The 23526-nt window shown below is 60.9% G+C and carries 14 protein-coding genes and 1 pseudogene; 11 read left to right on the forward strand and 4 right to left on the reverse strand.

The window, feature by feature from the left end; all coding sequences use genetic code 11:
- The first annotated feature begins 170 nt into the window (after positions 1-170).
- The gene (gene rimB, locus ACZ89R_RS19135) at positions 171-650 is read left to right on the forward strand and encodes a retropepsin-like aspartic endopeptidase RimB (RefSeq protein ID WP_007903080.1); all 480 of its coding nucleotides are present in this window, start codon (positions 171-173) and stop codon (positions 648-650) included.
- Positions 647-1552, forward strand: a complete 906-nt coding sequence (gene rimK, locus ACZ89R_RS19140; RefSeq protein WP_007903081.1) for a 30S ribosomal protein S6--L-glutamate ligase — start codon at positions 647-649, stop codon at positions 1550-1552. The genes rimB and rimK overlap by 4 nt, the downstream gene beginning before the upstream one ends.
- Before the next feature lie 103 nt (positions 1553-1655).
- On the opposite strand, the gene ACZ89R_RS19145 is transcribed toward rimK, so the two are convergent.
- Entirely contained in the window at positions 1656-2969 is a 1314-nt protein-coding gene (locus ACZ89R_RS19145) for an ATP-binding protein (protein ID WP_008076561.1), read from the reverse strand.
- A 114-nt stretch (positions 2970-3083) separates the two neighbouring features.
- On the reverse strand, positions 3084-3824 hold the full coding sequence (ompR, locus tag ACZ89R_RS19150) for an osmolarity response regulator transcription factor OmpR (protein ID WP_007903084.1): 741 nt from the start codon (positions 3822-3824) through the stop codon (positions 3084-3086).
- A 359-nt stretch (positions 3825-4183) separates the two neighbouring features.
- Between ompR and ACZ89R_RS19155 the strand changes: the two genes are divergently transcribed.
- The 6 genes from ACZ89R_RS19155 to tauC all read left to right on the forward strand — a co-directional run bounded on the left by ACZ89R_RS19155 (position 4184) and on the right by tauC (position 11558).
- Positions 4184-6508, forward strand: a complete 2325-nt coding sequence (locus ACZ89R_RS19155; RefSeq protein ID WP_429544918.1) for a Tex family protein — start codon at positions 4184-4186, stop codon at positions 6506-6508.
- Positions 6508-6891, forward strand: coding sequence for a PaaI family thioesterase (locus tag ACZ89R_RS19160; RefSeq protein ID WP_429544917.1), 384 nt, complete (start codon positions 6508-6510; stop codon positions 6889-6891). Before ACZ89R_RS19155 ends, ACZ89R_RS19160 begins: the two co-directional genes overlap by 1 nt.
- Before the next feature lie 209 nt (positions 6892-7100).
- Positions 7101-8684 (forward strand): glutamate--cysteine ligase, encoded by a 1584-nt coding sequence (gshA, locus tag ACZ89R_RS19165; protein WP_429544916.1) that lies wholly within the window; start codon positions 7101-7103, stop codon positions 8682-8684.
- A 255-nt stretch (positions 8685-8939) separates the two neighbouring features.
- Entirely contained in the window at positions 8940-9917 is a 978-nt protein-coding gene (gene tauA / locus ACZ89R_RS19170) for a taurine ABC transporter substrate-binding protein (RefSeq protein ID WP_429544915.1), read from the forward strand.
- Positions 9918-9933: 16 nt separating this feature from the next.
- Positions 9934-10728: a taurine ABC transporter ATP-binding subunit gene (gene tauB, locus ACZ89R_RS19175; protein WP_429544914.1), complete on the forward strand. Its 795-nt coding sequence runs from the start codon at positions 9934-9936 to the stop codon at positions 10726-10728.
- Complete coding sequence (gene tauC, locus ACZ89R_RS19180; RefSeq protein ID WP_429544913.1) at positions 10725-11558, forward strand: taurine ABC transporter permease TauC; 834 nt, start codon at positions 10725-10727, stop codon at positions 11556-11558. Before tauB ends, tauC begins: the two co-directional genes overlap by 4 nt.
- Positions 11559-11715: 157 nt before the next feature.
- On the opposite strand, the gene ACZ89R_RS19185 is transcribed toward tauC, so the two are convergent.
- Together ACZ89R_RS19185 and ACZ89R_RS19190 are read right to left on the reverse strand one after the other, a co-directional pair.
- The gene (locus tag ACZ89R_RS19185) at positions 11716-12027 is read right to left on the reverse strand and encodes a DUF6916 family protein (RefSeq protein ID WP_429544912.1); all 312 of its coding nucleotides are present in this window, start codon (positions 12025-12027) and stop codon (positions 11716-11718) included.
- Between the two features lie 57 nt (positions 12028-12084).
- Positions 12085-12672: a phage tail protein gene (locus ACZ89R_RS19190; RefSeq protein ID WP_123498204.1), complete on the reverse strand. Its 588-nt coding sequence runs from the start codon at positions 12670-12672 to the stop codon at positions 12085-12087.
- A gap of 245 nt (positions 12673-12917) precedes the next feature.
- On the opposite strand from ACZ89R_RS19190, the pseudogene ACZ89R_RS19195 reads away from it, so the two are divergent.
- From ACZ89R_RS19195 to ACZ89R_RS19205, 3 genes and pseudogenes are all read left to right on the forward strand, one after another.
- Positions 12918-14183, forward strand: a pseudogene (locus ACZ89R_RS19195) (glycosyltransferase family 39 protein); the annotation flags it as partial.
- A 238-nt stretch (positions 14184-14421) separates the two neighbouring features.
- Entirely contained in the window at positions 14422-15258 is an 837-nt protein-coding gene (locus ACZ89R_RS19200; RefSeq protein ID WP_429544911.1) for a sulfotransferase family protein, read from the forward strand.
- Positions 15259-15308: 50 nt separating this feature from the next.
- On the forward strand, positions 15309-23510 hold the full coding sequence (locus ACZ89R_RS19205; RefSeq protein WP_429547836.1) for an Ig-like domain-containing protein: 8202 nt from the start codon (positions 15309-15311) through the stop codon (positions 23508-23510).
- The last annotated feature ends 16 nt before the right edge of the window (positions 23511-23526 follow it).

Genomic DNA, 23526 nt, shown 5'->3' on the forward strand with positions numbered 1-23526 from the left:
TCTGTCGTGCCATGAATCACCACGCTGTGGATTAGAATGCAGGCATTCCCCGCACATTGAGGGATGGAAATTCGGGCAGTAGATAACTGTCGCCTTTTACCCATTATTCTGCGTGAATACCGCGAATTCGGCCGCACGCGGTCTGAGCGGTTTTTGCCGGTTGAGCACTTTTGAAGACATTTGACCATTTGACCGTTATCGGTCTGCGCGAGTGGGTGGCGCTCCCGGATTTGGGAGTCGCTGGCCTTCGGGCAAAAATCGACACCGGCGCCAGCACCTCCAGCCTGCATGCCACCGACATCGAGCCATTCGAGCGCGACGGGGAACAGTGGGTGCGCTTCACTGCGCACCTGGGCACGGTGGTGCAACTGCGGCACCGGCGCTGCGAAGCCCCGCTGGTAACGAGGAAAACCATTAAAAGCTCCAACGGCCACGCGCAGATGCGCTATGTGGTCAGCACCACCCTGGCCCTCGGTGATCGGGTCTGGCGGGTCGAGTTCACCCTCGCCTGCCGCAAGTCCATGCGCTATCGCCTGTTACTTGGTTCCAAAGCCCTGATCGACGGCCAGTTGGTGGTCAATCCGGGCATTAAATATGTACAAGACAAGCCGGTGTTCCCGGTATCTACCTTCTCCACAGGTGTTGCATGAAGATCGCTGTGCTGTCGCGGAACCCGCGTCTGTATTCCACCCGTCGTCTGGTCGAAGCCGGTATAGAGCGTGGCCATGAAATGGTGGTGATCGACACCTTGCGCGCCTACATGAACATTGCCAGCCACAAGCCGCAGATCCACTACCGTGGCAAACCGCTGGAGGGTTTCGATGCAGTGATTCCGCGGATCGGTGCATCGGTGACGTTTTACGGCTGCGCGGTGCTGCGCCAGTTCGAAATGATGGGGGTGTTTCCGCTCAACGAATCGGTAGCCATTGCCCGTTCGCGAGACAAGCTGCGGTCGCTGCAATTGCTGTCGCGTCGGGGGATCGGTTTGCCGGTCACCGGCTTTGCCCACTCTCCGGATGACATTCCCGACTTGATCGAGATGGTCAACGGGGCGCCGCTGGTGATCAAGGTGCTGGAAGGCACTCAGGGCATCGGTGTGGTGCTGTGTGAAACGGCCACGGCGGCGGAATCGGTGATCGAGGCCTTCATGGGCCTGAAGCAAAACATCATGGTTCAGGAATACATCAAGGAAGCCGGCGGCGCGGACATTCGTTGTTTCGTGGTCGGCGACAAGGTGATCGCGGCGATGAAGCGCCAGGCCAAGCCGGGGGAGTTTCGCTCCAACCTGCATCGCGGTGGCAGTGCGAGCCTGATCAAGATCACACCGGAAGAAAGAATGACTGCGTTGCGAGCGGCGAAGGTCATGGGGTTGGCGGTGGCGGGGGTGGATATCCTGCGCTCCAACCATGGCCCGCTGGTGATGGAAGTGAATTCGTCGCCGGGGCTTGAAGGGATTGAAACCACCACCGGGAAGAACGTGGCGGGGATCATTATTGAGCATCTGGAGAAGAATGGCGGGCCGAATATGACTCGGACCAAAGGGAAGGGGTGAGTCTGAAAAGATCGCACCCTCGCTTCGCTCGACAGCTCCTACAGGAAAATACGATCCCCCGTAGGAGCTGTCGAGCGAAGCGAGGCTGCGATCTTTAAAGCCGTTAGACCGCATCCCGCGGCAACATCAACCCAAGCGGCAACCGCACCCGCGCTTCCAGCCCACCACCGGAGCGGTTGCGCAGCTCGACATTCCCGCCATGCATCGAAGCGATCCGCTTCACGATCGCCAACCCCAACCCGGTCCCCTTACCACCCCGGGCCCGATCGCCACGGGTGAACGGGTTGAAGATCGCCTCCAGCTCCGACGGGTCGATTCCCGCTCCACGGTCCATGACGCTCAGCACCACATACGGCGCACTGGTATCCCCGGACACATAAGCCGCCACTTCGACGCCGCTGCCGGCGTGATGCAAGGCATTGCCGATGAGGTTGTTCAGCAACCGTTTCATCGACACCCGCCGTAGCGGGAACGGCTGGATCGGTTCCAGGCGCAAGCGCACTCTCTCTTCGTTCTGGTTATACGGCGCGGCAACTTCGCGAACCAGATCGCTCAGGTCCACTTCTTCCACCGACTCATCACGTCCGTCACGAATGAATGCCAGGAACTGATCCAGAATCGCGTCCATGTCTTCGATGTCGCGGATCATGTCGTCTGTCAGGTCACTGTGGGCACCCATCAGTTCCAGGGACAGCCGCAAACGGGTCAGGGGCGTGCGCAGGTCGTGGGAGACCCCGGCCAGCATCAGTTCTCGCTCGCGGCCGGCCTGTTCGACGTCTTCAGCCATTTGGTTGAAGGCGCGATAAACCTCGGTCATTTCGCTCGGTGTATCGCTGATCGGCAGGCGCACGCTGCGGCCCTGGCCCAGTTGCCTCGCGGCATAGACCAGGCGTTTTAGCGGTTGATTGAGCTGGCTGACGAAAATCCACGCCGAGGCGGTGGACAGCAGACCGATGGCGAGGAACCAGCCGAGCACATTCCAGATTTTCTGGCCGCGCAATGGGTGCGGATACAACGGCACTTTCAGCCAGCCATCGCCCAGGCTGGGTGCGCGCACCCACAGCGCCGGCGGTGAGTGCATGCGTAATCGCACTTCGGTGTCGGCGCCCAGTTCATCCTGCATCTGGCGCTGGTAGATCTCGCTGTAAGGCCAGTGTTGTTCGCCTTCCGGCACACCGGCACCCACCACCCGAATCAGGGTCGCGGCATCGGCGATTTTGGTGCGGTTTTCTTCGTCGGCGGCCCAATAGGCACGCAGCGTCAGGGCGACGCCATGGCTGTATTGGCGATCCACCAGCACATCTTCGTTCATCAACAGATAAACCAGGGTCAGCGCCTTGGAGAACAGGACGACGATCAGCACCAGCCACAGGGTGCGGGAGAAGAAGCTCTGGGGGAACCAAACAGGGGTTTTCATGAGTAACCGCTACATACTTGCAGGAGCGAGCATGCTCGCATATTGCGGATCACGGGTCTGCGGGAAAGGTCATCTGATCCCTTGCCCGCAAGACCCGCTCCTACAAATCACCGATCACTTCGTGGCGGCGCCATCCGGAACGAACACGTAACCCACGCCCCAGACAGTCTGGATGTAGCGTGGTTTGGATGGATCGGGCTCGATCATCCGGCGCAGACGGGAAATCTGCACGTCGATGGAACGCTCAAGGGCATCCCATTCGCGGCCACGGGCCAGGTTCATCAGTTTGTCGCGGGTCAGTGGTTGACGCGCGTTCATGACCAGCGCCTTGAGCACCGCAAACTCACCGGTGGTGAGCATATGCACTTCGTCGCCGCGCTTGAGTTCGCGGGTGGCCAGGGACAATTCGTAGTCACCGAAGGTCACGCTTTCGTCTTCGCTGCCCGGTGCGCCCGGCACCGGTGCCGCCTGACGACGCAGAACCGCTTTGACCCGAGCCATCAGCTCATCCGGGTTGAACGGCTTGGCCAGGTAATCGTCGGCGCCCAGTTCCAGGCCCTTGATGCGGCTAAGTTCATCGCCCTTGGCGGTCAGCATGATGATCGGAATCTGATTGTTCGCCGTGCGCAAGCGGCGGCAAGCGGTCAGGCCGTCTTCGCCGGGCAGCATCAGGTCGAGGACCACCAGGTTGAACACTTCACGCGCCAGCAGGCGGTCCATTTGTTCCGTGTTCGGGACGGCGCGGGCACGGTAGCCCTTGCTGACGAAAAAGCGCTCCAGCAGGCTGCTCAACCCGGGATCGTCGTCAACAATAAGAATTTTTTCGCCTTCAGCAATGTTTGCAGTGCTGCTCATTGGATGCTCCTTTGATCTCGGCGCGCATTATGGCGTAGCTGCCGTTATACGCACCGTGTGCATTGTTAGCAGATTTTTCCTTCACCGCCAGAAAACCGGGCATTGTGCCTACAACCCGCGATGCCCCGAATGGATAGAACGCTGGTTATAATGCGCGGCCTTTTGTGTCAGGCAACATCTGATCGTTACTGTAAGCAGCCACTTTTTTTTCATGGCGCCGGCAGTAATTGTTCGATTTCACGGGTCAACGGGAAGCCTGTTGGCTCAGGTAGCGGCGCACGTCAGGCCGCTCAACCAGACTCGCCGAGCCTTTATCTCTGCGCCTGCGAGCCTGCTTTCACAATTTGTCAGGTGGTTTTATGGACAGCATCAACAGCCGCATCGCCGAGGAACTCGGTGTACGCCCACAACAGGTCGAAGCGGCCGTCGCGCTACTCGATGAAGGCTCCACGGTGCCCTTCATCGCCCGCTACCGGAAAGAAGTGACCGGCAGCCTCGATGACATCCAGTTGCGTCATCTGGAAGAGCGTCTGCGCTACCTGCGAGAACTCGACGAACGGCGGATCAGCATCCTTGCCAGCATTCAAGAGCAGGGCAAACTGACCCCGCAACTCGAACGCGACATCAAACTCGCCGACACCAAGACCCGTCTCGAAGACTTGTACCTGCCGTACAAGCAGAAGCGCCGCACCAAGGGCCAGATCGCCCTGGAAGCCGGCCTCGGCGAACTGGCCGACGGTCTGTTCAACGACCCGACCCTGAACCCTGAAACCGAAGCCGCGCGTTTCATCAACGCCGAAAAAGGCGTGGCTGATGTGAAAGCCGCCCTTGAAGGCGCCAAGTACATCCTCATGGAGCGCTTCGCCGAAGACGCCGGCCTGCTGGACAAATTGCGCAACTACCTCAAGCAGGAAGCCACCCTCAGTGCCCGCGTGATCGCCGGCAAGGAAGAGGAAGGTGCCAAGTTCCGCGACTATTTCGAGCACGACGAACCGCTGAAAAGCATGCCATCGCACCGCGCGCTGGCGATTTTCCGTGGCCGCAACGAAGGCATTCTCAGCTCCGCGCTGAAAGTCGGCGATGAACTGCCGGGCACCATGCACCCGTGCGAAGGCATGATCGGTCAGCAATTCGGCATTCAGAACCAGAACCGTGCCGCCGACAAATGGCTGGGCGAAGTAGTGCGCTGGACCTGGAAGGTCAAGCTCTACACCCACCTGGAAACCGACCTGCTGGGCGAGCTGCGTGACGGCGCAGAAACCGAAGCAATCAACGTGTTCGCACACAACCTGCACGACTTGCTGCTGTCGGCCCCGGCCGGCCCGCGCGCCACCCTGGGCCTTGACCCGGGCCTGCGCACCGGTTGCAAGGTCGCCGTGGTCGATGCCACCGGCAAGCTGCTGGATCACGCCACGGTTTACCCGCACGTGCCGCACAACAAGTGGGACCAGACCCTCGCCGTGCTCGCCGCCCTGTGCGCCAAGCATTCGGTGGACCTGATCGCCATCGGCAACGGCACCGCCAGCCGTGAAACCGACAAGCTCGCCGCTGAGCTGATCAAAAAATATCCAGCCATGAAGATGACCAAAGTCATGGTCTCTGAGGCCGGCGCATCGGTGTACTCGGCGTCGGAACTGGCTTCCAAGGAATTCCCGGACCTCGACGTATCGATCCGTGGCGCGGTATCGATTGCCCGTCGTTTGCAGGATCCGCTGGCCGAGCTGGTGAAGATCGATCCGAAATCCATCGGCGTCGGCCAGTACCAGCACGACGTGTCGCAGCTGAAACTGGCACGCGGCCTGGACGCGGTGGTCGAGGACTGTGTGAACGCCGTGGGCGTCGACGTCAACACCGCTTCCGTGGCGCTGCTGGCGCGCATCTCCGGCCTCAATGCGACCCTGGCGCAGAACATCGTCAGCCACCGCGATGAGCACGGCGCGTTCAAAACCCGTGCGGCGTTGAAGAAAGTCGCGCGTCTGGGTGAAAAAACCTTTGAACAGGCTGCGGGTTTCCTGCGTGTAATGAATGGCGACAACCCGCTGGATTCGTCCGCGGTTCACCCGGAAGCCTATCCGCTGGTGCAGCGCATTGCCGCTGAAACTGATCGCGACATTCGCTCGCTGATCGGCGACGCGAGCTTCCTCAAGCGTCTCGATCCGAAGAAGTACACCGACGAAACGTTCGGTCTGCCAACGGTCACCGACATCCTGCAAGAGCTGGAAAAACCCGGTCGCGACCCGCGTCCCGAGTTCAAGACCGCCGAGTTCCAGGAAGGCGTCGAAGACCTCAAGGACTTGCAACTGGGGATGATCCTCGAAGGCGTGGTCACCAACGTGACCAACTTCGGCGCCTTCGTCGACATCGGCGTGCATCAGGACGGTCTGGTGCATATTTCCGCGCTGTCGGAGAAGTTCATCAAGGATCCGCGCGAAGCGGTGAAGGCCGGTGATGTGGTTAAGGTGAAGGTCATGGAAGTCGACATCCCGCGCAAACGCGTTGGCCTGTCGATGCGCATGAGCGACACCCCAGGCGAGAAAATCGACGGTGCCCGTGGCGCGCGTCCGGGTTCGGCACCACGCCCATCCCAGAACACTGCACCGCGCAAGGAAACCACGGCAGCAGCCCCGGCCAACAACGCCATGGCCTCGCTGTTCGCTAACGCCAAACAGTTGAAAAAACGCTGATGGAGATCCCGGCCGGCTTGACCGAAAGCGCGTTTTTCAAGCTGCTGGGATGTCGCTTGCACAGCTTGGAAACCGGGGTGGCGCAAGTCGCCCTGGGGCTTGAGCCAGAACTGCGCAATCGCGGCGGCAAGCTGCATGGCGGGGCTTTGTTCAGTCTGGTGGACATTGCCATGGGGCTGGCCTGTTCCAGCACCCACGGCTTTGACCAGCAGAGCGCAACCATCGAGTGCAAGATCAACTACATCCGCGCCGTCGCCGACGGTGAAGTGATGTGCACGGCACGGGTGATCCATCCGGGCCGGCGCACGCTGGTGGTCGAAGCCGACGTGATGCAAGGCGACAAACTCGTCGCAAAAGCACAAGGCACGTTCGCTGTCCTGTAGATGAATGCCATCAATTTGAGTTAATTTCGGCGCTAAGAAACTTGTGGGAGCGAGCCTGCTCGCTCCCACAGGGATCGTGCGGTTCTTGAATAATCGGCATATGGCCTGTCAGGCTCAAAACCAGGCGAAAACGCCAGTTTTAACTTCACCCTTGTAGACCGTCTTGCCCACCCCCATATTGGGGCGACTGACGCGTGAAGGAATCCAACTTGAGCGAACTTCTCAACCGCCGCCTGGCTCTGCTCGGCGAGCGCGCTAACCTCTCTCTGCTCGAACAGTGCCTTCACGGCATCGAACGTGAATGCCTGCGCGTGACAGACGAAGGGCGCCTGGCGCAAACGCCGCACCCGGAAGATTTGGGTTCCGCGCTGACCAACGAACAAATCACCACCGACTATTCCGAGTCGCTGCTGGAATTCATCACGCCGGCCCTGCCAGACCCGGCGGATACCCTGGCGAGCCTCGATAAGATCCATCGGTTTGCCTACAGCAAGCTCGGCAACGAGTACCTGTGGAGTCCATCGATGCCGTGCCCGTTGCCGGCCGAGGAAGACATCCCGATCGCTTATTACGGCACCTCCAACATCGGTCAGCTCAAGTACGTCTATCGCAAGGGCCTGGCGCTGCGTTACGGCAAGACCATGCAGTGCATCGCCGGGATCCACTACAATTTTTCCCTGCCGGAAAAGCTCTGGCCCCTGCTCAAAGAGGCTGAAGGCTTTGACGGCACCGACCGCGACTATCAGTCGTCGGCCTACATCGCGCTGATCCGCAACTTCCGTCGCTACAGCTGGCTGCTGATGTACCTGTTCGGTGCTTCGCCGGCGCTGGACGCCGGTTTCCTGCGCGGTCGCTCGCATCAGTTGGAACAACTGGACCCGGACACGTTATACCTGCCGTACGCCACCAGCCTGCGCATGAGTGACCTGGGTTACCAGAGCAACGCCCAAGCCGGTTTGACGCCCTGCTACAACGATCTGACCAGCTACACCGACAGCCTGCGCAAAGCCGTGGCCACGCCGTATCCGCCGTACGTCGAGATCGGAACACACCAGGATGGTGAGTGGGTTCAGCTCAACACCAACATCCTGCAGATCGAAAACGAGTACTACTCCAACATCCGTCCGAAACGCGTGACCTACACCGGCGAACGGCCGATCCAGGCGCTGGTGGCCCGCGGCATTCAGTACGTCGAAGTGCGTTGCCTGGACATCAACCCGTTCCTGCCGATGGGCATCGACCTCACCGAGTCGCGGTTCCTTGATGCGTTCCTGTTGTACTGCGCGCTGAACGACAGCCCGTTGCTGACCAGCACCAGCTGCGGCAATGCGACGTCGAACTTCCTCAGCGTGGTCAAGGAAGGTCGTCGTCCGGGCCTGCAGTTGCAACGCGACGGGCACCCGGTAGACCTGAAGGAATGGGCAAGCGAATTGCTGGAAAAGATTGCGCCATTGGCGGCGTTACTGGACCAAAGCCATGGCGGCGAAACTCACAGCAAAGCACTGGACGCACAGCTGGCCAAGGTCAAGGACCCGTCCCTGACGCCATCGGCTCAGGTGTTGGCGGCGATGGCCGAGCACAAGGAAAGCTTTGCTCAGTTCTCCTTGCGTCAGAGTCAGGTGCATGCAGAGTTTTTCCGCAGCGAGCCACTTTCAGGCGAAGAACAAGCTAGATTTGAAGAGTTGGCACGTTCGTCGCTGGCTCAGCAGGTGGAGCTGGAACAGAACGAAGTCGGCGATTTCGATGTGTTTGTCGGGTCGTATCAGGCGAGTATTCTGGCGATCAGTAACTAAGCGGCGCCTGTCAAAAGATCGCAGCCTTCGGCAGCTCCTACTGGACGGTGCCAAGGTTGCGATTTTTTTTGCCCGCACCACGCAATTTTGGATCCACGGGCTACCTTTGTAGGAGCTGCCGAAGGCTGCGATCTTTTGATCTTTAGAATTTTCCGCTCATAAGATAATTCGAAAAAGTTATTTATTTTCGTATTCTTATATCATTTAGTCTCCTTTTCACGCCGACTCTCGGTCGCCTGACAAGGAGCTTTCCCGATGAAACTGACTTCTCCTCTTCGCCTTCTGGCCGCCGCATTCCTGGCTTCGGCGAGTTTCCTGGCTCAGGCGGCAGATGTGACCGTCGCCTACCAGACCACCGTTGACCCGGCCAAAGTCGCCCAAGCCGACGGCACCTACGAAAAAGCCACCAACGCCACCATCGACTGGCGCAAATTCGACAGCGGCGCCGACATCATCGCCGCCATCGCTTCCGGCGATGTGCAAATCGGTTACCTCGGTTCCAGCCCCCTGACGGCGGCAATCACCCGCAAAGTTCCGGTAGAAACCTTCCTCATCGCCACCCAGATCGGCGCCGCCGAAGCGCTGGTTGCGCGAGACGGTTCCGGGATCAAGACCCCGCAAGACCTGATCGGCAAGAAAATCGCCGTACCGTTCGTTTCCACCGGCCACTACAGCCTGCTGGCCGCGCTGAAACACTGGAACATCGACCCATCGAAAGTCACCGTGCTCAACCTCGCGCCGCCAGCAATCATCGCTGCATGGAAACGCGGTGATATCGACGCCACCTACGTCTGGGACCCGGCCCTCGGCGTGGCCAAGGAGAACGGCAAAGTGCTGATCACCTCGGGCGAACTGGCCAAGTTCGGCGCACCGACTTTCGATGCCTGGATCGTGCGTAAGGATTTCGCCGAGAAGCACCCGGAAATCGTCACCGCGTTCGCCAAAGTGACCCTCGATGCCTACGCCGACTACCGCAAAGATCCAAAAGCCTGGCTCGCCAACCAAAGCAACGTCGACAAACTGGTGAAGCTCTCCGGTGCCAAGGCCAGCGACATTCCATTGCTGCTGCAAGGCAACGTCTTCCCGCTCGCGGCTGATCAGGTGCTCACCCTCGGCGCGCCGACCACCAAGGCCATCACCGACACCGCGGTGTTCCTCAAGGAACAGGGCAAGGTCGAGGCTGTGCTGCCGGATTACGCGCCGTACGTCAGCGCCAAATACATCACCAATTGATCGGGAGTTAACCGCGATGGCTTTGCTTCAGCTGGAGCGCATCTGCGCACAGTATCCCGGCGCAGCGGAACCTGTGCTGGCGGATATTTCCCTGAGCCTGGGACCCCGGCAGTTGCTGGTTGCCCTCGGCCCGTCCGGCAGTGGCAAGACCTCGCTGTTGAACCTGATTGCCGGTTTCGTCGAACCCAGCGCCGGGCGCATCACCCTTGACGGTGTGCCGGTCAAAGGCCCGAGCGCCGAGCGCGGCGTGGTGTTCCAGGACGACGCCCTGCTGCCTTGGCAGGACGTGCTGGCCAACGTCGGCTTCGGTCTGGAACTGGCTGGCATCGCCCGGGACAAACGCGAAATCCGTGCCCGGGAAATGCTCGCGATGGTGGACCTTTGCGGTTTCGAAAATCGCCGAATCTGGCAGCTCTCGGGCGGGCAGAAACAACGTGTCGGCCTCGCTCGCGCCCTCGCAGCAGACCCTCGGGTTTTGCTGATGGATGAACCCTTCGGTGCCCTTGATGCCTTCACCCGCGAACAGATGCAGGAGCTGTTGCTGCAAGTCTGGCAGCGCACCGCCAAACCGGTGTTCCTGATTACCCACGACATTGAAGAAGCGGTGTTCCTCGCCACGGATCTGATTCTGCTGGCGCCCAACCCCGGGCAAATCGTCGAGCGTCTGAGCCTGGATTTCGGTCAGCGTTATGCCGCCGGTGAGTCGGCTCGCTCGATCAAGTCGGATCCGCGCTTTATCGAAACCCGCGAACACGTGCTCGCCAAAGTGTTCTCCCAACGCAGTGGCGTCCAGCGGCAGGAGCGCGCATGAGCACCTATGAAATTCCCGCCGATACGGTGAAGTCGGGCTCGACGGTCATTGCGCTGCGTCGCAGTTTGAACACGCGCTGGATCAGCGCGCTGACGCTGGTCGCTCTCGTTGCCATTTGGTGGGCCGTCACGGCCACAGGTTTGATCGAACCGCTGTTCCTGCCGCCACCCTCCGCCGTGCTGCAAAAAGGCTGGCTGCTGGTAACCACCGGCTACATGGATTCGACCTTGTGGCAGCATTTGGGCGCGAGCCTTGGCCGTATTGGCCTGGGCCTGGGCTTCGCCGTGCTGACCGCCGTGCCGGTCGGCATCGCCATCGGCCACAACCGCATCGCTCGCGGCATTCTTGATCCGCTGATCGAGTTCTATCGCCCGATTCCGCCGCTGGCTTATCTGCCGCTGATCGTGATCTGGTGCGGCATCGGTGAGTTGTCGAAAGTCTTGTTGATCTACCTGGCGATCTTCGCGCCGATCGCGATTGCCACCGCCACTGGCGTACGCACCGTCGACCCGGCGAAATTGCGCGCCGCCCAGTCGTTGGGTGCAACTCGGGCGCAGCTGATTCGGCATGTGATTCTGCCCAGTGCCTTGCCGGACATTTTGACCGGCGTGCGGATTGGTCTGGGTGTGGGTTGGTCGACATTGGTGGCCGCCGAGTTGATCGCCGCCACCAGTGGTTTGGGCTTCATGGTGCAATCGGCCGCGCAATTCCTGGTCACCGATGTGGTGGTGCTGGGGATTCTGGTGATCGCGCTGATCGCTTTCGCCATGGAAATGGGCCTGCGTGCCCTGCAACGCAAACTGGTGCCGTGGCATGGTCAGGCTCACTGAGTAGAGCGGGTCTATGGCGAGGGGCAAGCCCCGGGGTCGAGCCCACCACAATCTGGCGTAGGAGCTGCCGCAGGCTGCGATCTTTTGATCTTGAAAGAGCAAGATCAAAAGATCGCAGCCTGCGGCAGCTCCTACATAAGGCAATAGGCGTCGCTCTTTAGTTGAACGCGATGTAGAAATACCCCAGTTGCGGATCACGCCCCATGGTCGGTACTCGCGAAACAAAAATATCTTCTACCCGGCCCAGTTCCGGCAATTCCATCACACACAAGCCATCGACAAAGTCAGTGGGTTGCAGGCTATTGAACTCGACGTTGAACGGCATGCGCTCGCTGTTTGGCAGCTGTGAGCGGGGCGTTTCTGCAAGGGTGTCGATATGGATCGGCAGTTCACTGCCATCGGGCAGTCGCAGCGTCCCCGTCTTACCCAGCAGTGCCTGAAAGTGTTGGCTTTGAACCTGTTGCAGCATGGCATCACTCCATCAGCAAAAGTGTGGCCGGGGGATTTGCATCCCCCTGCCAGACCCTCAGTTGCGCGAAGGGAAAAGACCGTTCAGGGCGATGCTGAAGTTGAGCACCAGGAACGGGTTCATCACCTCCATGGGCAAGCCGTTGCCGGCGGACGAGATTTCCCCCGTTACCGTAGTGGCCACGCCCTTGAGCGGTACGGCCGCAGCACCTTGCTGATCGGAGTAAATACTCGCCGAGCCCGGCCCGCCGCCGGAGGCGCCGATGTAGGCGTTGGTGGCGGTCGGGTTGGTGACCGGGTTGCTCGCCGGGCTGGCCAGTTGCAGGGTGGTGGTGGCGGTGAGCCCGGACAAGGCGTGGGTGTGGTTGGGCAGGTTATTGATGGTCGCGGTGACGTTCTCGGTGCCGGAAACTTCGCCGATGACGCGCGGGGTCAGGCCCAGGCCGTTGCCCATGGCGACCGGCATGCGACCTTGCAGGTTGGGCAGCATGAAATTGGTGGTGCCATTGCCTCCGTAGTAGGTTCCCAGCAGTGCGAAAACTGTGTTGTATTGCGCGATGCTCAGCGTCTGGCCGTTACACAGGGCCCAGCCGTTGGGCGCGAAGTTAAAGGCGAAAGACTGAATAGTGCCGATGAATACTTCCATGGTTCCTCATCCCTCAGGTTAGTGTCTGATACGTCACGTTGCAGGCCCGGTTATCCGGCAGTTCGCGCTGATCAGCCGTCTCCTTTCATCTCCGTGGCTGGGTCACGCCACGCCAAAGCGTAGACGCTGATCGGAATGATTGCCGGACGTCGTCCGTCGCAAGGCCAGCATCGACGTCGGGCTCTCGCCTGTCCTACAGTGCTGGGGAAGCTTCGGTTTTCACATGGCCGTTGCAAGGGGAGGTAATGGAGGCGCGCAGAGAAACACCGCTGGGCGATACTCAGGACCCGCATGCGATGCCGGGGTCGTGGGCGGCTGCCCGTCGCTTGCTGCAATGGGCGCGGGAGCACTGGCTGTTGCCGATCCTGGTATTGGCCACGCTGGTGCGTTTTTACCACCTGACGGCGGCAGCGATCCGGGGCGACGAAGGGTCCAGCCTGTTGCTGAGCCAGTATTCCCTGGCCGGGATCTGGGAGCACGCGGCTCATGATGTGTATCCACCCCTGTATTTCATGCTGCTGCACGGTTGGATCGACCTGTTCGGAGATGGCATTTTTTCGATTCGCAGCCTGAGTGCGCTGCCGGGGATTGTCACGGTGGGGCTCGGCGTCTGGTTGGTGGACTTGCTCGCTACCCGCCGTGCCGCGTTGCTGGCCGGGGTCCTGCTGGCGCTGCTGCCCACGGCGGTACATTACAGCCAGGAAGTGCGCATGTATTCGTTGCTGGGGCTGTGGCTGATCGGTGCCACGATCGCCTTGATGTATTGGATCAGGCGGCCGCAAAGCACACGTTACCTGGTGATTTATACTCTGCTGATGAGTGCGGCGTTCTACACCCATTACTTCACGGCGTTTTGCGTGCTGTGTCACTGGTTGTATCTGGGACTGATCCGTGTGCAGCCAGGCTATCGATTGCGGCACATTCAGCGCTCTGGCTGGTGGCTGGCCAACATGGCGATTGTGGCGTTGTACCTGCCATGGCTGCCCAATCTGTTCGATCTGGTGCAGCACATGGATCAGCTCAAAGCCAATGGCGACGTGGGGTGGGAGGCGCCCGTCACGCTCGGCTCACTGCCTTCAATGATCTGGTCGTTCCTGATCCAGGACGATGGCGAGAACCTGCCCACACTGATTTTTATTGCGTTGCCACTGGCGCTGCTGGGCCTGGCGGGCGTGGCGCTGGCGCGCGATCGCAGTGTTTTCCGTGGCAGTGTGCTGGCGCTGATCTACACCGTTCTCCCGTTGTTGTTGGTATTTGCGGTGTCGTTCATATCGCCGGTATTCATCGAACGCTACCTGAGCGCTTATGCCTTGGGCTTGCCGATGCTTGTGGCGCTGGCCATCGATCGTTTGTACGCGGACTTCAAGGTAGTGGCGCTGGCTGTACTGATGCTGTTTGTCGGCGTCGAATTGGTGGGGCTGAAAAACAATGCCACGGTGGATACCGGCGATCAGATCAGTGTCATGGTCAGCTATGTGAACCAGCACTTCGCCCCCGGCGACCGAATCGTCGCGCCTTTGCCCCAGGATTGGCAACGCCTGAGTGAAACCGGGGCGGGAGGCGCCCAGGGCACGCTTGTCTGTGCTGAAGTAGGTCGTGTTAACAGGCTTAATCGATTCATCTTTCAGCCGGTTATATCAATCGTTTTTTCAGTCGATTTAGCTCAGATTTGATATCAAAGCACCACTAGTCGCAACACCATTCATGGTCTACGCTCGTCATACAAAAGGACTTACGACGGGTGAATGGATGCAGCACTTTCACTTTATTTCCGGCTTGCCGCGCTCAGGCTCGACCCTGCTTTCTGCCATTCTTTTGCAGAATCCGCGCTTTCATGCCGGCATGACCAGCCCCGTGGGTGCGCTCTTTTCCGGTGTTCTGGAACAGTGCAGCGCCGGCAGCGAATTCGGTGCGGTGATCGACACCGACCTGCGTCGCCGTCTGTTGCGCGGCCTGTTCGATTCTTACTACGCCGACAAGGCCGACAAACCGGTGGTGTTCGACACGAACCGCCTGTGGAGTTCGCGCCTGCCGGCGATCAGCGATCTGTTCCCTCAAGCCAAAATCATTGCCTGCGTGCGCAATGTCGCTTGGGTCATGGACAGCATCGAGCGCCTGTACCGCGCCAACCCCTTCGAAAACACCAAGCTGTTCGGCGATGCGGTCGAACGCAACACGGTCTATAGCCGCTGCGAAACCCTGGCCCAGCGCAATCGGCTGGTGGGGTTTTCCTGGGCCGCCCTCAAGGAAGCCTATTACGGCGAACACGCCGATTCGTTGCTGATCATCGATTACGACCTGCTGAGCCAGGCGCCTGAGCGGGTGATGCGCCTGGTCTACAACTTCATCGGCGAACCCTGGTTCGAACATGATTTCGATCATTTGGCCTACGACGCCCCGGAATTCGACCAGGCGCTCGGTCTCTCGGGGCTGCATAAGGTGAAGGCCAAGGTCCAATTGCAATCCAGGCGAACGATCCTGCCGCCGGACCTGTTCAAGCAGTACGCCGAGTTGTCTTTTTGGCTCGATGGCTCAGCCAGCGCCGCCAATGTCATTCGTATGAAGGCCGACGCCGCGATCAGTTGATCGCGGCGTTTTCATTGATGCCTCAGAAAGTTCGAGTCCGGGTGAGCAGCATGTGGTGGAGCAAAGGCAAGTCGCGGGTTACCGAAGGCGCACGAGCGCTGGCCTCGCCAATGATCATGTCCCTGGAGCCGCGCATGCTGTTCGATGGCGCGGTGGCCGCCACGGTCGCCGACACTGCCCAGGCCGACAGCCATGCCACCGCCGAGGTGGTCAAGGCACCGACAGCCGATCAACCGGTCGCCAGCAAAGACACCCACGGCCAGGCCGATGCCACACCGGCGTCAGCACCCGCCGCGGTGCCGGGGCAGAGCGTGGTGTTCGTCGATTCGCGGGTCAAGGACGCTGGCAGTCTGCTTCAGGGTATTGCTCCCGGTACCCAGGTGGTTCAGCTGGATGCCAGCAAAGATGGCCTGCAACAAATCGCTGACTATCTGGACGGCCATCAGGGCATCAGCTCGGTGCAGATCATTGCTCACGGCAATGCGGGCGATTTGTGGCTGGGCAACAGCTACTTGTCTGCCGACAACGTCGCGGACCGCAGCGCGGTGCTGGCGGAAATTGGCAAGGACATAAACGTTGGCGGCGACATCCTGATTTACGGCTGCTATACCGCCGACGGCGAGCGCGGCTTGAATTTTATCGACTCGCTGGCTCAATTGACCGGCCGCGATGTGGCCGCCTCCAGCGATCGCACCGGGCTCGGTGGCGACTGGGATCTGGAAATCGCCACTGGCAACATCGAAAGCGCCAACGTCCTCTCGACCACGGCCATGACCGACTATCAGTGGGGTCTGGCTACTTGGACCGCCACTAACAACGCCAACACGGGCGTCGGTTCGCTGCGCGCGGCCATCGCCTCGGCGCAGAACGGCGATATTGTCACCTTCAACGGCAGCATGACGGTGCAGCTGACGTCCGAGCTGCTAATCAACAAGAACATCACCGTTGATGGCGACTTGAACAACGACGGTGCGGCTGACGTGATTCTCGATGGTCAGTATCAGACCCGAGTGATTGAAGTTTCGGCTGGCAGTACCGTGACCCTCGATGGCCTGGTGATCACCCGCGGCCTGGTGTCGGGCACGGGCGGCAACGGAGGCTACGGTGCCACGGGCTCGATGGCTGGGGGGATTTTCAACGCAGGGATTCTGACCCTGAACAACGTTACCGTGACCTCCAACGCTGCTTCCGGCGGCGGCGGGGGCGGCGGTGTCACCGGCGCTTTTTACGGCGGTGGCGGTGGCGGTGGCGGCGGTTTGGGCGGCCAGGGCGGCGGGCATGGCGGTTCGGCAGGGCCGGGCACCGGCACATTGGGCGGCCAGGCGGGCGGCGGCGGTGTTGGTGGTTACGGCGGCGGTTATGACGCCACCCACATGGGCGGTCGCGGCGGTACCACCACTGGCGGGGCTGGCGGCATAGGCGTTTCCAATTACAGCAACGGTGGTAACGGTGCATCGGCCACCAATGGCACGCTTTCCATTGGCGGCGGTGGCGGCGGGGCCGGTTGGGACAAGGTGGGTGGCGCCGGCGGCAACGCGGTGGGCGGGATCTACAACGCCAGCAGCGGCACCATCACCATCGTCGGCACGTCGACCATCAGCAACAACATCGGCGCTGGTGGCGGCGGTGGCGGTGGCGGTGGTCAGGGTAGCAATGCCAGCAATGGCGGCATTGGTGGCCGTGGCGTCGGTGCGATCTGGAACAAAGGCACGCTGCTGATCACAGCCGCCAACTTCGCGGCCCTGGCCGGTAATGCCGCGGCCAGTGGTGCCGGCGGTACCGCGCAGGGCGGAGGTACAACCGGCACCTCGCCGACCTCTGTCGCGACCATCTACAACGACGGTGGTGTACTCAACACCGCGTATTCGCCACCGCCGACCGCGACGATTGTGATCGCTGACACCACACTGAGCATCGGCGAAACGTCCCTGGTGACCATTACCTTCTCCGAGGCGGTGACCGGTCTCACCAATGCGGATCTGACCATCGCCAACGGCACGTTGACGGCGGTAAACAGCGGCGATGGCGGCATTACCTGGACGGCAACATTCACGCCGACCGCCAGTCTTTCCGATACGACCAACGTCATTACCCTGGACAATACCGGGGTGATAAACGGTCTGGGCACCGCCGGCGTCGGCACCACCAACTCCAATAACTACACGGTCGACACCGTACGCCCGACCGCCAGCATCGTGTTTACCGACACGGCCCTCAAAGTCGGCGAAACGTCCCTGGTGACCATCACCTTCAACGAGGCGGTCACCGATCTCACCAATGCCGATCTGACAATTGCCAACGGCACCTTGACCTCGGTGAGCAGCGGCGACGGCGGCATCACCTGGACGGCGACTTTCACGCCGAGCGCGAGCATCACTGACACGAGCAACCTGATCACCCTGGACAATACCGGGGTCAGCGATCTGGTGGGCAACGCCGGCAGCGGCACCACCGATTCGAACAATTACGCCATAGATACCGTGCGGCCAACGGCGACCATCGTGGTGACGGACACCGCGCTGAGAATTGGTGAAACCTCACTGGTGACGATCACGTTCTCCGAAGCGGTCAGCGGTTTCACCAACGCCGACCTGACCATCGCCAACGGCACCTTGACGGCGGTCAGCAGCAGCGACGGCGGCCTCACCTGGACCGCCACGTTCACCCCGAACGCGAGCGTCAATGACACGACCAACCTGATCACCCTGAACAACACCGGCGTAGCGGATCTGGCGGGCAACGCCGGCAGCGGTACCACCGACTCGAACAATTATGCGATCGATACGCTTCGTCCAACCGCAACCATTGTGGTGACGGACAATGCGCTGAGAGTCGGCGAAACCTCACTGGTGACCATCACCTTCAATGAAGCAGTCAGCGGTTTCACCAACGCCGACCTGACCATCGCCAACGGCACCTTGAGCGCGGTGAGCAGCAGCGACGGCGGCATCACCTGGACCGCGACCTTCACACCCTCCGCGAGCACCAACGACGCGACCAACCTGATCACCCTGGACAACACTGGCGTGGCGGATCTGGTGGGCAACGCCGGCAGCGGCACTACCGATTCCAACAACTTTGCGGTCGACACCGTACGCCCGACGGCCACTATTGTGGTTGCGGACACGGCGCTGAGAATCGGCGAAACGTCGCTGGTGACCATCACCTTCAGCGAAGCGGTCAGCGGTTTCACCAACGCGGATCTGACCGTTACCAACGGCACCCTAACCGCGGTGAGCAGCAGCGACGGCGGCATCACCTGGACCGCGACCTTCACGCCGAGCGCGAGCATCAACGACACCACCAACCTGATCACCTTGAACAACACCGGCGTGGCTGATCTGTCGGGCAACGCCGGCAGCGGCACTACCGATTCCAACAACTACGCCATCGACACGGTGCGTCCGACCGCCACGATTGTGCTGGCCGATACGACACTGACAGCGGGCGAAACCTCGCTGGTGACCATCACCTTCAGCGAAGCGGTCAGCGGGTTCACCAACGCGGACCTGACCATCGCCAACGGTACGCTGAGTGCGGTGAGCAGCAGTGATGGCGGCATTACCTGGACCGCGACCTTCACGCCAACCGTCGGTGTGAATGATGCGAGCAACGTCATCACCCTGAACAATACCGGTGTGGCCGATCTGGCCGGCAACACAGGCAGCGGCACCACCAACTCCGGCAACTACACCCTCGATACGGTGCTGCCGACCGCCACTATCGTTGTTGCCGACAATGCGCTGAGAATCGGTGAAACGTCACTGGTGACCATCACCTTCAACCAGGCCGTGACCGGTTTCACCAACGCCGACCTGACGATTGCCAACGGCACATTGACCGCGGTTAGCAGCAGTGACGGCGGCATCACCTGGACCGCCACTTTCACCCCGACCGTCAGCATTACCGACGCGACCAACCTGATCACATTGGACAACACCGGCGTGCAGGCTGCCGCCACCGGTAACGTGGGCAGCGGCACTACCGACTCCAATAACTATGCGGTCGACACCGTGCGGCCAACGGCAACCATCGTGGTGACGGACACGGCGCTGAGAATCGGCGAAACGTCGCTGGTGACCATCACCTTCAGTGAAGCGGTCGTTGGTTTCACCAACGCCGACCTGACCATTGCCAATGGCATCCTGACCGCGGTGAGCAGCAGCGACGGCGGCATCACCTGGACCGCGACCTTCACGCCGAGTGCGAGCATCAACGACACCACCAACCTGATCACCCTGAACAACACCGGCGTGGCTGATCTGTCGGGCAACACCGGCAGCGGCACCACCGATTCCAACAACTACGCCATCGACACCGTCCGCCCGACCGCCACGATTGTGCTGGCCGACACAACACTGACAGCGGGCGAAACCTCGCTGGTGACCATCACCTTCAGCGAAGCGGTCAGCGGGTTCACCAACGCCGACCTGATCATCGCCAACGGCACCTTGACCGCGGTCAGCAGCAGCGACGGCGGCATCACCTGGACCGCGACCTTCACGCCAACCGTCGGTGTGAATGATGCGAGCAACGTCATCACCCTGAACAATACCGGTGTGGCCGATCTGGCCGGCAACACAGGCAGCGGCACCACCAACTCCGGCAACTACACCCTCGATACGGTGCTGCCGACGGCCACCATCGTGGTCGCCGACAATGCGTTGAACATCGGTGAAACGTCGCTGGTGACCATTACCTTCAGCGAAGCGGTCAGCGGTTTCAGCAACGCCGACCTGACCATCGCCAACGGCACCTTGAGCGCTGTGAGCAGCAGTGACGGCGGCGTCACCTGGACCGCGACCTTCACACCGACCAACGCCATCACCGATACCACCAACCTGATCACCCTGGATAACAGCGGTGTGCAAAACGCTTCGGGCAATGCCGGCAGCGGCACCACCGATTCCAACAACTACGCCATCGACACCGTGCGGCCAACGGCAACCATCGTGGTGACGGACACGGCGCTGAGAATCGGCGAAACGTCGCTGGTGACCATCACCTTCAGTGAAGCGGTCGTTGGTTTCACCAACGCCGACCTGACCATTGCCAATGGCACCCTGACCGCGGTGAGCAGCAGCGACGGCGGCATCACCTGGACCGCGACCTTCACGCCGAGCGCGAGCATCAACGACACCACCAACCTGATCACCCTGGACAATACGGGCATCGCGGATCTGGCGGGCAACGCCGGCAGCGGCACCACCGATTCCAACAACTACGCCATCGACACCGTCCGCCCGACCGCCACGATTGTGCTGGCCGACACAACACTGACAGCGGGCGAAACCTCGCTGGTGACCATCACCTTCAGCGAAGCGGTCAGCGGTTTCACCAACGCCGACCTGACCATCGCCAACGGCACCTTGACCGCCGTGAGCAGCAGCGACGGCGGCATCACCTGGACCGCGACCTTCACGCCAACCGTCGGCGTGAATGACCCGAGCAACGTCATTACCCTGGCCAATACCGGTGTGGCCGATCTGGCCGGCAACACCGGCAGCGGCACCACGAACTCCGGCAACTACACCATCGATACGGTGCTGCCGACCGCCACTATCGTCGTCGCGGACACTGCGTTGAGCGTCGGTGAAACCTCGCTGGTGACCATTACCTTCTCCGAAGCGGTGATCGGTTTCAGCAACGCCGACCTGACCATCGCCAACGGCACCTTGACCGCCGTGAGCAGCAGCGACGGCGGCATTACCTGGACCGCGACCTTCACGCCGACCACTGCCATCACCGACACCAGCAACGTCATCACCCTGGATAACAGCGGTGTACAAAACGGCTCGGGCAACGTCGGCAGCGGCACCACCGATTCCAACAACTACGCCATCGACACCGTGCGTCCGACGGCCACCATCGTGGTCGCGGACGCGGCGCTGGCGGTAGGTCAAACCTCGGTGGTGACCATCACGTTTTCCGAGGCGGTGACCGGTTTTACCACCGCAGACCTGACCGTGAGCAACGGTACCCTGAGCAATCTGAGCACCAGCGATAACATCACCTATACCGCCACCCTGACGCCGACGGCGAGCATCACCGACTCGACCAACCTGATTACCCTGGACAACACCGGAGTGATCGACGGGGCAGGCAACACGGGGACCGGGACCACCGATTCGAATAACTACGCCATCGACAGCCTACGCCCGACCGCCACTATCGTGCTGAGCGACACGACCCTGAAACCGGGCGAAACCGCGCTGGTGACCATCACCTTCAGCGAGGCGGTAACGGGTTTCGACAACGCTGACTTGAGTATCGCCAACGGCACATTGAGCGCGGTGAGCAGCAGCGACGGCGGCATCATCTGGACTGGGACCTTCACCCCGACCGCCGGGATTACCGATACCAGCAACCTCATCACGTTGAGCAACGGCGGCATCTCGGACCTGGCCGGCAATGCCGGGTCTGGCACCACCAACTCGGCCAATTATGTGGTGGAAACCGAAGTGCCGACCTCGACCATCGTGGTTGCCGATAATGCGCTGAAGGTCGGGGAAACCTCGTTGGTCACCATCACGTTCAGCTCGGCGGTCAGTGGTTTTGACAACGCTGACCTGACAATAGCCAACGGCACCCTCAGCAACGTTTCGTCCGTCGATGGTGGCGTGACCTGGACCGCGACCTTTACACCTGCGGTCAGCGTGACGGACACCACTAACCTGATCAGCCTGAACAACAGCGGTGTGACCAACGCGTCGGGCAACAGCGGCGTCGGCGTGACCGACTCCAACAACTACGCGATTGATACCGTTCGCCCTGACGCGACCATTGTGGTGGCGGACAATAAGCTGGGCATTGGTGAAACCACCATGGTGACCATTACCTTCAGCGAAGCGGTGTCCGGTTTCGACCTGTCGGACCTCAGCGTGGCCAATGGCGTGCTGTCCAACCTGGCCAGTAGCGACGGCGGTGTGACCTGGACCGCCACACTCACACCGACCGCGAGCCTTAACGATGCGACCAACCTGATCCTGCTCGACACCGGCAATGTGCTCGACGCGGCGGGTAATGCCGGCGCCAGCATCGCCATTTCCAACAACTACGCACTCGATGCGGCCCGCCCGACCGTCACCATCGTGGTTGCCAACCCGAACCTGGGCATTGGCCAGACGACGCTGGTGACCTTCACGTTCAGCGAGGCGGTCAGCGACTTCGATTTGTCGGACTTGAGCGTCACTAACGGCGAGCTGACCAATCTGGCCAGCAGCGACGGCGGCAAGACCTGGACCGGAACGTTCACTCCCACCGCGAGCATCACCGACCCGAGCAATTTCATTGCACTGGACACCAGCAACGTGACGGACCTGGCGGGTAACATCGGCGCCAGCGTCGCGGTATCCAACAACTACGCCATCGACGGCGAACGGCCGACGGCCACGGTGGTGGTTGCCAGCCCGAACCTGGGCGTGGGCCAGACCTCATTGGTGACCTTCACCTTCAACGAAGCAGTGAGTGACTTCGACCTGTCCGACGTCAGCGTGGCGAACGGCAGCTTGTCCGGTTTGAGCAGCAGCGATGGCGGTAGAACCTGGACCGCGACCCTGACGCCGAACGCGAATGTCAGCAGTGGCAACAATGCGATCAGCCTGAACGTCGCTGGCGTCAGCGATTCAGCAGGCAACACGGGCAGCGGTGTCAGCCTATCGAACAGCTATGCGATCAATACGGTCGTTGCACCGTCGTCCCCGCCTGTCGTGGTGCCGCCGGAACCCGAGTTCCGGGTCACGGTTCCTGTCAGCGTGCCCGATCTGCCCAACGTGCCATTACAACCGATCATCTTCACTGCGCCCACTGGCGATCTCGGCTCGCCGCTGACCTTTACCCCGCTGTTTGAACAGCGAGTGATCGGCAACGGCATTCGGCCTTTGGGCGATATTTTCATGAGCCACGGGGCGCTGACGCCTAGCTTTATCGCGCAGGTATTCAGCAGCAGTGAAAACGGTGGCGATGGCTCAGGTCACGGCTTCCTCGGTTTTGGCGGCGGCGACGGCGGGGTCTTTGGCAGCAGCACGCTGTCAAATTTGTTCAATCAGGACACGGGCAACGAGGGGGACTCGCTGAACGCCTTCGGCCATAACTCAATCAGGATGGGAGATGCTTCCCAAGGGCTGCGCGGCGTGTTTGGCGCACCGAGTCTTGGTCAGCAATTGCAACAACTCAAGGACACCGAGCAGCGGCAGATCGAAAGCCTGGCCGCGGCTTTGCACCAGGTCGGCATCAGTGAAATGCAGGCCTGAAAAAACCATTAAAGCA

Source organism: Pseudomonas sp. TE3728 (assembly GCF_056279145.1).